The 15,087-nt window shown below is 63.4% G+C and carries 12 protein-coding genes; 6 read left to right on the forward strand and 6 right to left on the reverse strand.

Annotated elements, in window-relative coordinates; translation table 11 throughout:
• Positions 1-22: 22 nt before the first annotated feature.
• Genes RS897_RS01250 through RS897_RS01265 form a run of 4 tightly spaced genes read right to left on the reverse strand, consistent with a single transcriptional unit; the run spans position 23 to position 7,412 of the window.
• Entirely contained in the window at positions 23-1,519 is a 1,497-nt protein-coding gene (locus RS897_RS01250; protein WP_315834807.1) for an MDR family MFS transporter, read from the reverse strand.
• Between the two features lie 42 nt (positions 1,520-1,561).
• Complete coding sequence (locus RS897_RS01255) at positions 1,562-4,672, reverse strand: efflux RND transporter permease subunit (protein WP_315834808.1); 3,111 nt, start codon at positions 4,670-4,672, stop codon at positions 1,562-1,564.
• Positions 4,673-4,684: 12 nt separating this feature from the next.
• Positions 4,685-5,806 (reverse strand): efflux RND transporter periplasmic adaptor subunit, encoded by a 1,122-nt coding sequence (locus RS897_RS01260; protein ID WP_315834809.1) that lies wholly within the window; start codon positions 5,804-5,806, stop codon positions 4,685-4,687.
• Positions 5,807-5,837: 31 nt separating this feature from the next.
• A complete protein-coding gene (locus tag RS897_RS01265; RefSeq protein WP_315834810.1) occupies positions 5,838-7,412 on the reverse strand; it encodes an efflux transporter outer membrane subunit in 1,575 nt (524 codons plus the stop codon).
• Between the two features lie 204 nt (positions 7,413-7,616).
• Here RS897_RS01265 and RS897_RS01270 point away from each other — a divergent pair, with 204 nt between their 5' ends.
• Both RS897_RS01270 and RS897_RS01275 read left to right on the forward strand, forming a co-directional pair.
• Entirely contained in the window at positions 7,617-8,255 is a 639-nt protein-coding gene (locus RS897_RS01270; RefSeq protein WP_407654607.1) for a TetR/AcrR family transcriptional regulator, read from the forward strand.
• 36 nt (positions 8,256-8,291) lie between these two features.
• Entirely contained in the window at positions 8,292-9,152 is an 861-nt protein-coding gene (locus tag RS897_RS01275) for an AraC family transcriptional regulator (protein ID WP_315834812.1), read from the forward strand.
• On the opposite strand, the gene RS897_RS01280 is transcribed toward RS897_RS01275, so the two are convergent.
• A complete protein-coding gene (locus RS897_RS01280) occupies positions 9,149-9,406 on the reverse strand; it encodes a hypothetical protein (protein ID WP_315834813.1) in 258 nt (85 codons plus the stop codon). The genes RS897_RS01275 and RS897_RS01280 overlap by 4 nt on opposite strands.
• Before the next feature lie 225 nt (positions 9,407-9,631).
• On the opposite strand from RS897_RS01280, the gene RS897_RS01285 reads away from it, so the two are divergent.
• Together RS897_RS01285 and RS897_RS01290 are read left to right on the forward strand one after the other, a co-directional pair.
• The gene (locus tag RS897_RS01285; protein WP_315834814.1) at positions 9,632-10,888 is read left to right on the forward strand and encodes an MFS transporter; all 1,257 of its coding nucleotides are present in this window, start codon (positions 9,632-9,634) and stop codon (positions 10,886-10,888) included.
• Between the two features lie 177 nt (positions 10,889-11,065).
• Entirely contained in the window at positions 11,066-11,836 is a 771-nt protein-coding gene (locus RS897_RS01290; RefSeq protein ID WP_315834815.1) for a methyltransferase, read from the forward strand.
• Positions 11,837-11,873: 37 nt separating this feature from the next.
• On the opposite strand, the gene RS897_RS01295 is transcribed toward RS897_RS01290, so the two are convergent.
• Positions 11,874-12,632, reverse strand: a complete 759-nt coding sequence (locus tag RS897_RS01295) for a hypothetical protein (RefSeq protein WP_315834816.1) — start codon at positions 12,630-12,632, stop codon at positions 11,874-11,876.
• Positions 12,633-12,844: 212 nt separating this feature from the next.
• Between RS897_RS01295 and RS897_RS01300 the strand changes: the two genes are divergently transcribed.
• Positions 12,845-13,519 carry a response regulator gene (locus tag RS897_RS01300; protein ID WP_315834817.1) on the forward strand — a complete coding sequence of 225 codons (675 nt, stop codon included), beginning with the start codon at positions 12,845-12,847 and terminating at the stop codon, positions 13,517-13,519.
• The gene (locus RS897_RS01305) at positions 13,519-14,919 is read left to right on the forward strand and encodes a sensor histidine kinase (RefSeq protein WP_315834818.1); all 1,401 of its coding nucleotides are present in this window, start codon (positions 13,519-13,521) and stop codon (positions 14,917-14,919) included. Before RS897_RS01300 ends, RS897_RS01305 begins: the two co-directional genes overlap by 1 nt.
• Positions 14,920-15,087 lie beyond the last annotated feature (168 nt).

The raw sequence follows: 15,087 nt of genomic DNA on the forward strand, positions 1-15,087 counted from the left end.
CTTATGGCGAGGTATCACCGCGCTATTTCCCCGCCAACCGCTGCTCCGGCGCCAGCGCCACCAAGAGACAGGCGATCGCCACCACCGCCGCCGCGGCGAAGAAGGTGGTGGAGAGCGCATGCCGATAGAGCAGCACCAGCGCTGTATCGCTGACTGAGGGCATGTGCGACGTCACCGTCTCAATCGGCGTGCCCGGCGGCATCAGAGCGTGAAGCCGCGCAGTCAGCACAGCGCCGGCGATCGCGACGCCGACCGCACCGCCGAGCGAGCGAAAGAACGCCGACGTCGCGGTGGCGACGCCCATGTCCTGCCGGCCCACGGCGCTCTGGATCGCAGTGGTGAGATTGGGAAAGGACACGCCGATGCCAAATCCCAGGATCACCAGGATGGCGATGCCCAGCCCTGCGCCTTGGCCGGTCCAGGCCGTGACGCCAAGCGCCGTGAAACACAGGGACGCCAGCAGCAAGCCGCAGGTCACCAGCCATTTGTAACGGCCATAATGCGACACCAGCCGGCCACCGCCGACCGACGCCACGATCACGCCGCCCATCATCGGCGCCACCATCAATCCCGCCGCGGTCGGGCTCGCGCCCTGCACCAGCTGGAAATACAGCGGCAGAAACACCGCCGCCGTGAACAGCCCCATGGATGCGAGGCCAATGACCAGCACGCTCGACAGAAACACACGATTGCCGAACAGATGCGGCGGGAGCAGCGGCTCCGCGGCCCGTCCCTCGTTGACGACCAGGAGCCACAATGCGCCGATGGTGATCCCGGCAAGGCCAAGGATCACCGGTGACATCCAGGGATAAGTGTTGCCGCCCCAGCTCAATGCGAGCAGCGCGCAGCAAGTGGCGGTGCTGAGCAGCAATGCCCCGGCATAATCCAGCCGATGGGCGATGCCGCGCGGACGGTGTTTCAGCGCAACACCGATCAGCAGCATCGCCAGCGCACCCACCGGCAGATTGACGTAGAAGATCCAGCGCCACGACAAATGATCGGTGATCACGCCGCCCAGTAACGGCCCGGTAACGCTGCAGACCGCGAACACCGCAGCAAACAGCCCCTGATAGCGGCCGCGTTCCCGCGGCGGCACCAGATCGCCGATCACGGTTTGCGCGAGGGTGATCAATCCGCCCGCACCCAGCCCCTGGATGGCGCGATAAACAATCAGCGACGTCATGCTGTCGGACAATCCGCACAACACCGAACCGATCAGGAAGATGGTGATCGACACGAAGAACGCAGGCTTGCGCCCATAGGTGTCGCTGAGCTTGCCGTACAGCGGCGTGGTCATGGTGGACGCCACCATGAACGCGGTCACCACCCATGACAGATGCCCAAGACCGCCGAAATCGCTGGCGATACGCGGCAAGGCGGTGGCGACGATATTCTGGTCCAGCGCCGCCAATGCCAGCGCCAGCATGATCCCGGTCAAGATCAGCCAGAGTTCGCGCCCGGCAACGCGGGTCTCGGTCACACCGGTCTCAGTCACAAGGGGGTCGGCAACAGATGTCATCTCATCGTCTCTTTCGACTGCAGCTTTCTACTCCTGATTCGGTCACTCAGCTGCGCGCGGCACTGCAACGGCCGCAGACATCGCGTCGGGTTCGCCGGCCTCGTCGCCGGCTGCGTTTTTCGAATGATCGGCAGCCAGCAGGATGTAGAAGGCCGGAACCACGAACAGGGTGAACAGCGTGCCGATCGCCAGGCCCGAGGCGATCACCAGGCCCATGTTGAAGCGTGATGCGGCGCCGGCGCCCGATGCCGTGATCAGCGGCACCACGCCGAGCACCATGGCGGCCGTTGTCATCAGGATCGGCCGCAGCCGGATCGCGGTCGCCTCGATGACGGCATCGCGCCTGGAACGTCCGGCGTGCTGCAGCTCGTTGGCGAACTCAACAATCAGGATGCCGTGCTTGCTGATCAGCCCCATCAGGGTGACGAGACCCACTTCAGTGTAGATGTTGAGGCTCGCGCCCTTGATGCCGAGCATGATGAAGATCAACGCGCCGGCAATCGACATCGGCACCGAGACCAGGATGATCAAGGGATCGCGGAAGCTCTCGAACTGCGCCGACAGCGCCAGGAAGATGATGATCAGCGCAAAGCCGAAAGTGGTGGCGAACCCGCTCGATTCCTGGATGAACTGTCTCGACTGCCCGGCATAGTCGATGGTGTAGCCCTTCGGCAGCGTCCTGTCGGCGATCTCCTTCATCGTCGCCAGCGCCTCTCCGGTGATCACACCGGGCGCGGCGACGCCGGAAATGGTGGCGGCATTGACCTGCTGGAAATGATTCAGCGATTCCGGCACCGTGGTGGTCTTCAACGATGCCACGGTCGACAGCGGGATCGCGGTGCCGTCGGAGGTCTTGATGTAATAGTTCAACACCTGGTCGGCGTTGAGGCGGGAGCGCTGCTCGACCTGGGGAATGACCTTGTAGGAGCGACCGTCGAGGCCGAAATAATTCACGTAGCCGCCGCCAAGCAGCGTGCCGAGCGCGCTGCCGACGTCGCTCAATTTGAGCCCGAGCTGTGCGGTCTTCTCGCGGTCAATCACCACCGAGGTCTGCGGTTGGTCGATCTTCAGGTCATTGTCCAGGAAGATGAACTTGCCGCTCTTGAGCGCCTCGGACGCGAACGCCTTGGCGACGCCGTCAAGCCGGTCGAACGGGTCGGTGGTCTGGATCACGAACTGGATTGGTAGACCGGAGGATCCGGGCAGCGGCGGCTGCTGGAACGCCACGATCCTGGCGCCGGCAATGCCGGCCATCTCCTGCTGCACCATCGGCTGCAGATCCGCCGCCGTCTTCGCACGCTGGTCCCAGGGCTTGAGCACCCAACCCGCGATCGAGCTGCCGACGACGTCAAGCTGGAACACGCCCGCGGTTTCCGGATGCGCTGCGAACCGCCGGTAGACTTCCGCCGAATACAACAGCTTCTGCTGCAGCGTCGCATTCGGCGCCAGGGTCGATTGGGTAAGAATGATACCCTGATCCTCCTGGGGCGCCAGTTCGTTCTTGGAATTGGAATACAGCCAATAGATGCTGGTCAGCACCAGCGTGGCGAACACCACGGTCACGGGAATGGTTTTCAGGCTGCTGGCCAGCAGCCGCTGGTAACCGTGTCGCAAGCGGTCCATCCGTGCGTCGATGAATGCGACGATGCGGTCGTCGAGCGTCGGCTTGTCCTTGTTCGACGGCTTGAGAATGAAGGCGCAGCACATCGGCGTCAGCGTCAGGGCGATGACGGCCGACACGGTGACCGCGCCAGCGAGGGTGAAGGCAAACTCGGTGAACAGCGCCCCGGTCAAGCCGCTCTGGAAGCCGATCGGCACATAAACGGCGATCAGCACAACGGTCATGGCGATGATCGGGCCGGCGAGTTCGCGTGCGGCAAGCAGCGACGCCTGCAGAGGCTTCACACCCTCGGCGATGTGACGGTTGACGTTTTCGACCACGATGATGGCATCGTCGACCACGAGCCCGATCGCCAACACCAGCGCCAGCAAGGTCAGGAGATTAATCGAAAAGCCAAGCGCCAGCAGCATGGTGAAGGTGCCGACCAGCGACAGCGGGATCGCGATCACCGGGATCAGCACCGAGCGCCAGGAGCCGAGGAACAGGAATACCACCGCGGTGACGATCGCCAGCGCCTCGATCAGGGTATGGATCACCTCGCTGATCGAGCTGTTCACGAATTCGGTGGAGTCGTAGATGATCTCCGAGTTCAGCCCGTCCGGCTGCTGCGCCTTGAGGTCCGGATAGACCGCGCGCACACCTTTGATCACGTCGAGCAAGTTCGCCGCCGGCGCCACCTGGATGCCGATATAAACCGCGCGCTTGCCGTTAAAACCAACTGACGACTCGTAGTCTTCCGACCCCAGCGTGACATTGGCGATGTCGGACAGTTTGATGTTGGCGCCGTTGACCTGCTTGACCACGAGATCGCGGAACTCCTGCAGCGATTGCAGGTTGGTCGCCGCGGTCAGGTTGACCTGGACCATTTGGCCCTTGGTGGTGCCGAGTCCGGCGATGTAGTCGTTGCTCGACAGCGCCGTCGAGACATCGGTTGCGGTCAGCCCGTAGGCGGCCAGCTTGACCGGATCGAGCCACGCGCGCAACGCAAAGGTCTTGTTGCCGATCAGCTCGGCGGTCTGCACCCCCGGCACGGCCTGCAGTTTCGGCTGCACCACCCGGATCAGGTAATCGGTGATCTGGTTGGGCGCGAGCACATCGCTGTTGAAGCCGATGTACATGGCATCGATGGTCTGACCGACCTTGACCGTCAGCACCGGCTGCTGCACGCCGCTCGGCAACTGATTGATCACCGAATTGACCTTGGTGTTGATCTCGGTGAGCGCCTTGCCGGAATCGTAGTTCAGCCGCAGGTTGACGGTGATGGTGCTGGTGCCCGACTGGCTGGTCGAGGTCATGTAGTCGATGCCGTTGGCCTGGGCGATGGCATTTTCCAGCGGCGTGGTGATGAAGCCTGCCACGATCGCCGGATCGGCGCCGTAGTAGGTGGTGGTGACCGTCACGATGGCATTCTGCGTGCGCGGATATTGCAGGATCGGCAGCGAGGTCATCGATTTCAGACCCAGCACCAGGATCATCAGGCTGACGACGAGGGCGAGCACCGGCCGGCGGATGAAGATATCGGTAAAGGACATCGCGGCCTCTGCTTACTGGTCGACCGGCTTGGGATTGGGGTCGTTGGCCACCGGGATCGCATTGTCGATCTTCAGCGTGGTGCCGTTGCGCAGCTTCATCTGTCCCGTTGCCACCACGGTCGCGCCGGGCTCGATGCCGGAGACGACAGCGACCTGGTCGCCGCGGGTCAGCCCGGTCTTGATGAACGACTGCCGCGCCACCAGCGCATCCTTGCCGGCGGCACCCTTGACGGCGAGAAACACCGAGTTGCCGTATGGATTATAAACGACGGCGGTCTGCGGCAGCGTGACGTAATTAGACGGCTTGTCGACCGCGACATCGATCAGCACATACATGCCGGGCAGCAGCTTGCGCTGCGCATTGTCGAAGATCGCGCGCACCTGCACGTTGCGGCTGGTCTGGTCGACCTTCGAATTGATCGCCAGCACCTGTCCCTTGAAGGCCTGGTCCGGATAGGAATCCACCCGGGCGGAGACCTCCTGCCCAACCCTGACCTGATCGATCGCCTGCTGCGGCAGGTTGAAATCGACATAAAGCCGGTCGAGCGCCTGCAGCGTCACAATGGTGGTGCCAGCGGTGAGATACTGGCCGACATCGACCTGACGCACGCCGAGACGGCCGGCAAACGGCGCCCGCAACGTCTTCTGATCGACCACCGCCTGCTGCTGGGCCACCAGCGCCAGCGCATTGCGCTCATTGACCAGATCGGAATCGACCGTGGCCTGGCTCACCGCATTGATCTTCAGCTGGCCCTGATCGCGCTTCAGCGTGATGGCGAAGCCATCCGCGGTCGCCTGCAGCGACTGCAGCTTGGCGACGTCATCTTCTTTGCGAAGGTCGAGCAGCACGTCGCCGGCCGCGACATCCTTGCCGGATTCGACATGGATCTTGTCGACGATGCCGGCGAGCTGCAGCGCGAGATCCGCGCCGTTCACGGCACGAAAGCTGCCGACGGCGGTCAGCTTCGGCTGCCACTCGGACGGCGACGCCTTGACGGTCGACACCGTCTGCGGCGGATCAGCGAGCGACGCCAAGGCCTGCCTGATCATGCCGGACCGGAAATTGACGAACCAGGCGAGCGCGGCGAACACCGCCCCGACGACGCCCAGCATGATGACCATTCGCTTCAACATGAGTGAACTCCATGCCCTCACATGGGCAGCATCAATTGATCGGCGCAGCAGGCGGCGTCGGCAGCGCACCGGCGGGTGTGAAAATCGCCGCGATCCCGGCCGGCTTGGCTTCGGACGCCGGCGTTTCGTCAATGCGGTTCCACCAGCCGCCGCCGAGCGACTGGTACAGCGCCACGGTGTCGGCATAACGCGAAGCCTGTGCCTTGACCCGGTTGGTGCGCGCGGTGAGCAGGGTCTGCTCAGCGTTGATGACGGTCAGGAACGTGGTGGAGCCGGCCTTGAACTGCGCGCGCGAGATCGCCAGGCTTTCCGCCGCGGTCCTTTCCGCATCGACCTGGGCCTTCAGCAGCGACGCATCGGACTGAATGGCGCGCAGTGAATCCGCGACATTCTGGAATGCGGTGATGACGGTGGAGCGATATTGCGCGCTTGTCTGCTCCAGCGCCGCGACCTTCGATTCCTTGGTGTGGAACAGCGAGCCGGCGTCGAAGATCGGCCCCGCGACACTCGCCGCCACGCTCCATGCCGCGGTCTGCGGACCGTACAGCGCCGACAGCGCCAGAGCCGAACTGCCGCCCGATGCCGAGAGCGTGACGTTCGGCAGCATGTTGGCGGTCGCGACGCCGACATTGGCGCTGGCCTGATGCACTTGGCTCTCCGCGGCACGGATGTCCGGCCGCTGCCGCACCAGCAGCGAGGGAACGCTGACGGGCAGATCGCGCGGCAGGCGCAGGTCTTCCAGCCGCACCGCCTCGCCCTTGTCCTGGTTCGGCAGCCGACCGAGATAGGCCATCAGCTGATTGCGGTTCTGCGCGCGCGATTTCTGTAGCGGCGGCAGCGTCGCCACGGTCTGCGCCAATTGCGCCTTCTGGGTCAGCACGTCGGCATTGGAGACGGCCCCGAGCGCAAACTGTTGCTCGAGCAGCGACACCAGCTGGCGCTGGCCGTCGATCTGCTCCTCAGTCACCCGGATCTGCGCCGCATAGGATGCGTCGCTGATCGCGGTGGAGACGACGTTCGCCGTCAGCGTGAGATAGGTCGCCTCCAGCTGGAAACGCTGATACTCGGCGCTGGCGAGATCGGCCTCGATGCCGCGTGCCTTGCCACCGAAGATGTCCGGCGTGAACGAGACCGGAACCGAGGTGTTGTAGAGCGTGTATAGAGATGCCGGCCCGGCGAGCCCGGACTGCGCCGACGACACCCGATTGCGCGTGACACTCGCATCACCGCTGATCGAGGGCAGCAGCGCGCTGGTATCAGCAGCCGCCACCTCGCGCGCCTGGCGCAACGCCGCCTGCGCTGCCGCGAGATCCGGATGATTGTCGACCGCTTCCCTGACGAAAGCTTCGATCTGCCGGGAACGCAACACGCGCCACCAGGCGCCAGACACATCGGCACCGGGTGCGAACCGCTGCGCCGCGCCGCCGGCGCCGTCCGCGGAAACCGTCGCGCTCAGGACACCAGCGGTATAGCCACTGACCTGCGGTGCCACAGCCGGGGTGAAATCCGGGCCCACCGCGCATCCACCCAGGGACAACGCGATCTGAACTGCGATTGGTGCCCAAATACCTTTTAAGCGCCTTTGAAGGCGCGTTCGCAACGACATCAGACAATCCACGAAACTGAACTGTTCAGTACTTGCCAATTCAGCCCAAACGAGTCAACAGTACTGAACTGTTTAGTTTTGTTACAAAGCACGTCGGTGAAGGTCTCGAAGCCAGACTTCCCGGCTCGAACGTTTGTTGTTTCAAGTTGTTGGCTGGCGTCATGGTGCGTTGAGGTGGACGCAACGATTCGACCGCGATGGAGGATGCAATTGAGTGAAGCAATCGCGGCTGCGGTCCCGAAATCTGCGCCGACCGGCCGAAAGATGGAGACGGTCACCCGCGCCGCCCGGCAATTGTTTCTCGATCAGGGATTTTCCGCGACCAGCATGGAAGCGGTGGCGAAAGCCGCCGGCGTATCGAAGGCAACCCTTTACGCATATTTCCCGAGCAAGGAGGCGCTGTTCGCCTCCCTGATCGTGGCGGAATGCGAGGGCATGCAGCGTCACTTGCCGCAGCCTGATTTGTCGGACGGCTTCCTGCCGGCGCTGCGACGCTTCGCGTGGCAATATGTCGACGCCTTCGTCAGACGAAAGGACGTTGCCTTCGTCCGCATCATCGCCAATGAAAGCGGCCGCTTTCCCGAACTCGGGCGGCTGTTCTACGAAAGCGGACCACAAGCGACGATCCGACGGCTAGCCCGCTTTCTCGACGAGGCCAAGGCGCAGGATCTCATCGACTTCGACGACTCGATGACAACCGCGACGCAATTCCTCAGCCTGGTGCGCGGCGAGCTGCCGCTGCGCGCCGTACTCGGACTGGCCGACATGACGGATGAGGCGATGGAGCGGGAAATCGAATCCGGCCTCGCATTTTTTCTCAAGGCCTGTCGGCCGAACAGCTGAACACCCTCCGCCGCCGGTACGCGGGCCAACACGGACATGAGCGATACAACCCGTCCCGATCCCGATCACATCCCCCGCCCGGTGGTCGGCCTGTCCATCGAATTTGCGGGCGAGGTCGGAGAAACCGCTCCGCACGCCCACCGCAAGGCGCAGCTGTTGTGGGTGCGCAAGGGCGCGCTCACGGTCGAGGCCGGTTCCGGCATCTGGACCGTGCCGCCGAACTGCGCGATCTGGATTCCCGGCGGGGCGATGCATACCGCACGTGACTCCGGCCCGGTGTCGGTCGGCTGTCTCTATGTCGAACCCGGCATCACCACCGGCTCGCGCGCCGAATGCGGCATCGTGTTCATCCAGCCGCTGCTGCGCGAATTGCTGTCCCGTTTCATCACCACGCCTCATCTCTATCCCCAGGGCGATACGCGCGAGACGCGGCTGGTGTCGGTCCTGCTCGACGAACTGCAGGCCGCTCCGGAAGAACCGCTGCATTTGCCGATGCCGGTTGACCGGCGGTTGCTGCGGCTGGTGGAAGCGCTGATCGAGGATCCTTCGCTGCGTTTCAGCCTTGGCGAATGGGGCGCACGGGTCGGCGCCAGCAACAGGACGCTGACCCGCCTGTTCCAGAGCGAAACCGGACTGTCATTCGGCCAGTGGCGACAGCAACTGCATGTGAGCATGGCACTGCGACGGTTGGCGTCAGGCGATTCCGTTACCACGATAGCCCTCGACCTCGGCTATGAAAGCATCAGCGCCTTCATTGCCATGTTCAAACGCATGCTCGGCACCACGCCATCCCGCTATTTCGATGATATCGCGGGCGCGGACAAAGCGGTCGAGACCGATGATGCGGATAGCTCCGCGAGCAAAATCGTCAAGCTGCGGCTATCGCGACAAGACTAGGGCTTGTGCGCGTCGACGATGGCGCGGACCAAGGGATTGCGCGGTGCAAGAACGTCGAACAATCCCACCGCATGCAGCACCGGCATCGCCGTGATCATATCGCGCTCGGCAGCGGCACGCGCTTCAGCGGTCGCATTGGCATCGGTGAGCACGACGGCGTTGGCCAGAAATGCAGCGATCGAGCCCTTTCGCACGGTTACGCCATCATACTCGGCCTGGTCGACACCGTCGGGTAAAATATCTTCGGCACGCATCGTTCGTCTCCGTGTTGAGGACAAGCCACAACGCTAGTTGGAGCAAACCCGAGCCGCTATCGTGCCCCGGTCATTCGATGCGCCAAGACAGCCAAAAAGCACCTTTTCCAATCGGATCCCGCCCCGCTTTGATGCATGGCTCACAGTCCGGGATGCGCTTTCAGCAGACCCCGACCTGGGCCATAAGGCCTCTTGAACCCGATCCCTCCCTGTCATCGCGAGCCCATGTTAGCGCCCTCCGAGCAGCATCCGACTGCTGGTCTCAAACTGATCGCGCCGATCGTGGTGCTGGCGTGCGGCCACATGCTGTCCAACTTGATTCGCACCCTGCCCGCGGTATCGATCGACCTGATCGCGGCCGATCTGCAGGTCAATGCGGCAAGTGTCGGTTCGCTGGCGGGCGCCTATCATTTCGCGTTCGCCGCGGGCCAGATCCCGCTCGGCGTCGCGCTCGACCGCTTCAGCGTCCGCACCGTCTCCATCGCATTGCTGCTGGCGACCGTGATCGGCGCGGCGTTCGCCGCGATGGCGCGTACGCCGCTCGAATTCTGCCTGGCGCAGATCGTGCTCGGATTCTCGACCTCGGGCATGCTGCTGTGCCCGCTCACCTACGCGGCGCGGCGCCTCCCGTCGGCGAAGTTCGGCCTGTGGACAGGTATCATTCTCAGCCTCGGCAACTCCGGGATGATCCTCTCCGCCAGTCCGCTGGCCTGGCTGGTCGAGAATTATGGCTGGCGCGGCGGCTTCTGGCTCTCCGGTGCGCTGTCGGCGTGCATTGCCGCTGCGGTCCTCATCGTCGTGCAGCGCGATGTCGCGCGCCCGCAGGAAACGCGCGGCATCGCCAATGAGGCCATGGGCGTGTTCAAGCTGGGACTGTCACGTGACCTGCGCGGCGTCGTCATCCTCGCATTTTTCTCGGTGGCCATCTTCATGATCATGCGTGGCGTCTGGGGTGGGCCCTGGCTGATGGACATCAAGGGCCAGTCCAGGATCCAGGCCGGTCAGATCCTGTTGGTGTTCACGCTGGCGCTGATCGTAGGGCCGATGCTGATCGGAATCCTCGACCGGCGGCTGGGACATCGGCGCGTTCTCGTGATCACGACCCATATCCTGACCGCGCTCACGCTGATGGTGCTGGCCGCGGGAAGTCCCGGAGGTCCGCTGTCGACAGCGCTTGGCATCCCCTATGTCAGCGTCGGCGTCGATACCATTCTGCTGGCGGCGATCGGCATCTTCAATTCGTCCCAGCCGCTGCTCTACGCCATGACGCGACAGGCGGTGCCGAGCCAGGATACGGGAAAGGCGCTGTCCGCGGTCAATCTCTCGTTCTTCTTCGGCACGGCCGTGCTGCAGGCCGTAATCGGCCTGGTGGTGGCACACTGGTCGCTTCCCGCCGCGCTGACGGCGCTGGCTGGCGCGTTGCTGTTCGGCGTCGCCGTATTCGCGGCGCTGAGCCGGACTCCGCGTTCGCGTCCGGCCTGAGCCGCAGCGCACAATTCATCCAGCGGTTGCAAGCCGCCTGTGATGTTCGCGCGCATGTGTGCAAGCGGATAACGATTCGCGGGGAACTATTGTGAGAATGCCGACTTTGGATAAGCGAGTGGCACGGCATCCGTTCTGGATGCGCCCTTTTCACGCCAGCTGATTTCGAGGTGCGGAATGTCAGGTTTCACTGACCGCCAGGCCGAGCGAATCCTGACCATCGGCGATTTCAAGAGTCCAACAAGCTACAGCCTGCCCCGGTCTCTGTTTCGCAAGCTGGTGCACTTCTTCTCGTTCCACTTCATTCTCAACCGCGGCAGCACGTCGACCACAACCGTGTCGGGGCTGCGGCTGACGGTGCCGCCGACCGTGTTTCATCCAAAGCTGTTCCTGACCAGCAAGTTCTTCGCGGACTTCGTCCAGAACCTGGATCTGCGCAACAAAAGCGTGGTCGAGGTCGGTACCGGATCCGGAATCCTGGCGCTGTCAGCCGCGAAGGCCCGAGCCGCGCACCTGCTCGCTCTCAACCCCGCGGCCGTCGCCGCCGCACAGAAAAATGCCGTCGACAACGGCTTCGCCGACAAGGTAACTGCACTGGAATCGGATCTGTTCGCCGCGGTCCCACCCAGCGACCGTTTCGACGTCATCATTTCCAGCCCGCCGTCATTCGCGGGCGAGCCTCTCAACGTGGCCGATCGTGCCTGGCACGCCGGGCCGAACTATTGCACCATTGCGCCGCTGTTCGCGCAGGCGCGCACGCGCCTGAAGCCCAAAGGGAAAATGTATCTGCTGCTGTCATCCGACAGCGATCTCGAGCTGTTCGCAACGCTGACGCGGCATGCCGGCTTTTCCAGCCGGCTATTGGCCGAACGCTCGATCGTGGTCGAAACATTCCTGCTGTTTGAACTGGCCTCAATGCGGGACGTCACGCCGACGGCATCGAACTGAAAGTCTTGAGCCGGTCTTGAGCTGATTCTTGCGCCGGTCAGACCGGCGTGCGCGTCTTATGCGCAGCGTCGTAGATTTCGACGCGTAGCATCGGAAATTTCCCGAGCAGTTCGGTGCCTGCGGATTTTGCCGCCTTGGCGTCGTCATATTGATTCTTGAAATGCCCATCCACCACCAGCGTGAAGCCCGTCGCCGGCGGAATGTCGGCGCGTGGCTGCTGCTTTCCGCCGTGAGCCGGCGCTGGTTTTGGTGCCGGTTTGATGACACTGGGCGGCGGAGCGGCTGCTTGAGCCGCGGCCTGGTCCGCCCCCTGAGTCTTTGACTGGTCCTTGGATTGCTCCTTGGGTTGGTCGGCCTCACGCTTCGGCAGCGTCAGCGGCAGGCGTGGCGCGCTCTCCTTCGCCGCGGCCGGCGCCGGAGCGGCGGACACAGCCTTTGCCACAACTGGAGGATTTTCGGGATTTACGACAGTCACAGGCTTTGCGGCTTTTGCAGCAGCGGTCGTCGGGGTCTTCGTCACAGCCTTGCTCACGGTTTTGGTCACAGTCTTGACGGCCTTTACGGCAGCCTTCTTTACAACAGCCTTGTCCACAACAGCCTTGTTTACAGCAGCCTTGTTTACAGCAGGCTTGGCAGCCTCCACCGGCTTCACAGGGGCGACCTTGGCGGGTTTCGCAGCCTTGACTGCGCTCGCCTTGCCGGTCGTCGCCACGCGCACAGCCGGCATTTTCGCGACGACGGATTTCGGTTTGGTTCCCGCGCGCGCAACAGCCGTCTTTACTTTCGATTTCGCCAAACTCAACTCCTTTGCAGCGCGGGCCTTCTAACATCACCAGCGGCTGCGACAAAACCGCAATCTGTCCTCAGAACGCGGACAATGTTGCCGATTTGCAACGATTCCAGCACTGTTGTGCGTCATCTCGCCTGCATCTTCAATATCGACGTGCAATATTCACGCAATCCTCGGGGGCACAATGCAAAAATCAGACATTCGAACGGAATCCCGACATGCGCCTGCTGCTGGTGGAAGATGAAGCTGAAATGGCGGCGGCGCTGAGTGCGGCGCTGCTGAAGTTCGATGTGGTGGTCGACCATGTATTCTCGCTGGATCTGGCGCGCGAGGCCATCGCCGAGCCCGTGCACGATGCGATTATCCTCGACCGCCAGTTGCCCGACGGCGACGGCTTGAGCCTCGTGCCCTACCTGCGCTCGCGGCGTTCAGGCGTGCCAGTCATCGTGCTCACCGCGCGTGGCGAGGTCAGCGACCGGGTGCTTGGCCTCAACGCCGGCGCCGACGATTATCTGGCCAAACCGTTCGCGCTCGAAGAGCTGCTGGCCAGGTTGCGCGCGGTGCTGCGGCGCCCCTCCGCCATGGCGCCGACGCAGGCGCGGGTGGGCAAACTCACGTTCAATTTTGCCAGCCGCGACATCACCATCAATGGAGAGCCGGTGGAGCTGCGACGGCGTGAACTGCTGGTGCTGGAAACCCTGGTGCGCCGGCATGGCCGCACCGTTCTGCGCACGGTGCTGGAAGAAGCGGTCTACAGTTTCGACGACGAGATCCAGTCCAACGCACTCGACTCGCATATTTCCCGGCTGCGCCGCAAACTCGACGCGGCCGGCGCCAGCATCGAAATCCACAACATCCGCGGCGTCGGCTATCTGCTGAAAGCCTCGGAATAATGAAATTATTCCAGCGCGGCTCGCTGAAGCGGCGATTGGTCTGGCAACTGCTTGCGCTCCAATACGCCATCCTGACCGCGCTGACCGCCTACCTCGTGATGCAGCTGATCCGCGCCGATCTCGGCGGCCAGTATATGGATACTGACGCCATCGAGGTGATCGGCCGCGCCATCCAGCGCCTGCCCGACGGCAGGCTGTCGCTGGCGGACAATGCGGAGATGCGCAAGCTGAAAGAGGATGCCCCGAACATCTGGTTCGTCGCCCGCGGCGCCAGCGGCGAATTGCTCTCCGACGGCCGGATGCCCGATGCCTACCGATCGCTGGTGGGCGTGCTCGGCCGGATCAGCTTTTCCGATATCCGTGACGCCACCCCGCCGTACGACCTGTCGGCAGCGGTGCGCTCCGCCGAAACCGCCGCAGGCCCCTTCACCATCATCGCCGGCAATGGCGAGATGGTCGGAATGACGTTCGTCATCGTGCTGTTATCGCAGTTGCTGATGATCCCGATCCTGGTGCTGCTGGCGCTGATCGCCCTGATCGCCATTCCGATCATCGTCAGCCGGGCTTTTTCCGGGCTGGCCACCGTGGCCGCCCATGCCGAGCAAATCGACGTCGACCGCCGCGGCGCACGGCTGTCAATCGACAGCATCCCGACGGAAGTCGGCCCGTTGGTACAGGCGATCAACGGCGCGCTGCAGCGCCTGGACGAAGGTTATGAGCAACATCAGCGCTTCCTCAGCGATGCCGCCCACGAGCTGCGCACCCCGATCGCCATCCTGCAGACCCGGCTGGAGATCCTGGAGCCGGGCCCAATCCGCACCCGCCTGATGCTGGATGCGAACCGGATTGCCACCCTCGCCGAACAGTTGCTCGACATGCAACGGCTCGAGCGCACCAACGACAATTTCAGCGACGTCGATCTGGGTGACCTCTGCCAGCGCATCGCGGCCGACCTCGCACCGCTGGCGATCGCGACCGGCTATGAGCTGTCGCTGGACATTCGGCAGCACGGCGTGAGCGTGACGGGCGATCCCGGCGCGCTGGGCCGCGCCGTCACCAACCTGGTGCAGAACGCCATCGAACATGCCGGACGCCGTGGCACAATCACGATCCGGGTCGAACGCGGCGGCATGATCGAAGTCGCCGACGAGGGTCCGGGCATCCCCGACACGGAACGCGACAACATCTTCGCGCCGTTCTATCGCCTGCAACCGCAGGATCGCGGCGCCGGTCTAGGCCTCAATCTGGTGCGAGATATCGTTCGCCGCCACGGCGGCGAGATTTCGGTGACAACGCCTCCAACGGGCGGCGCCTGCTTCCGCATCGTGCTGCCGGAGCGCGATCAGATCGCATCCCCGCCGGGGCTGACGGTTAACAACTCGTCAAAACCAAACGCATAACACACTGAAAAATATCCGAAAAAACGCCGGTTTCCTATCGCCGACAATGTCCCCGCAATCCTCGCACGCACAATGGGTCAGGTCTTTCGGACACTTGCCGCAAGACATCGAACCGAAGCGTGGCTGCCATTGACCGCACGCTTCTGACCTCAATCCACATGCCGCGTT

The sequence above is a fragment of the Bradyrhizobium prioriisuperbiae genome (assembly GCF_032397745.1).
Classification (GTDB): Bacteria; Pseudomonadota; Alphaproteobacteria; order Rhizobiales; family Xanthobacteraceae; genus Bradyrhizobium_A; species Bradyrhizobium_A prioriisuperbiae.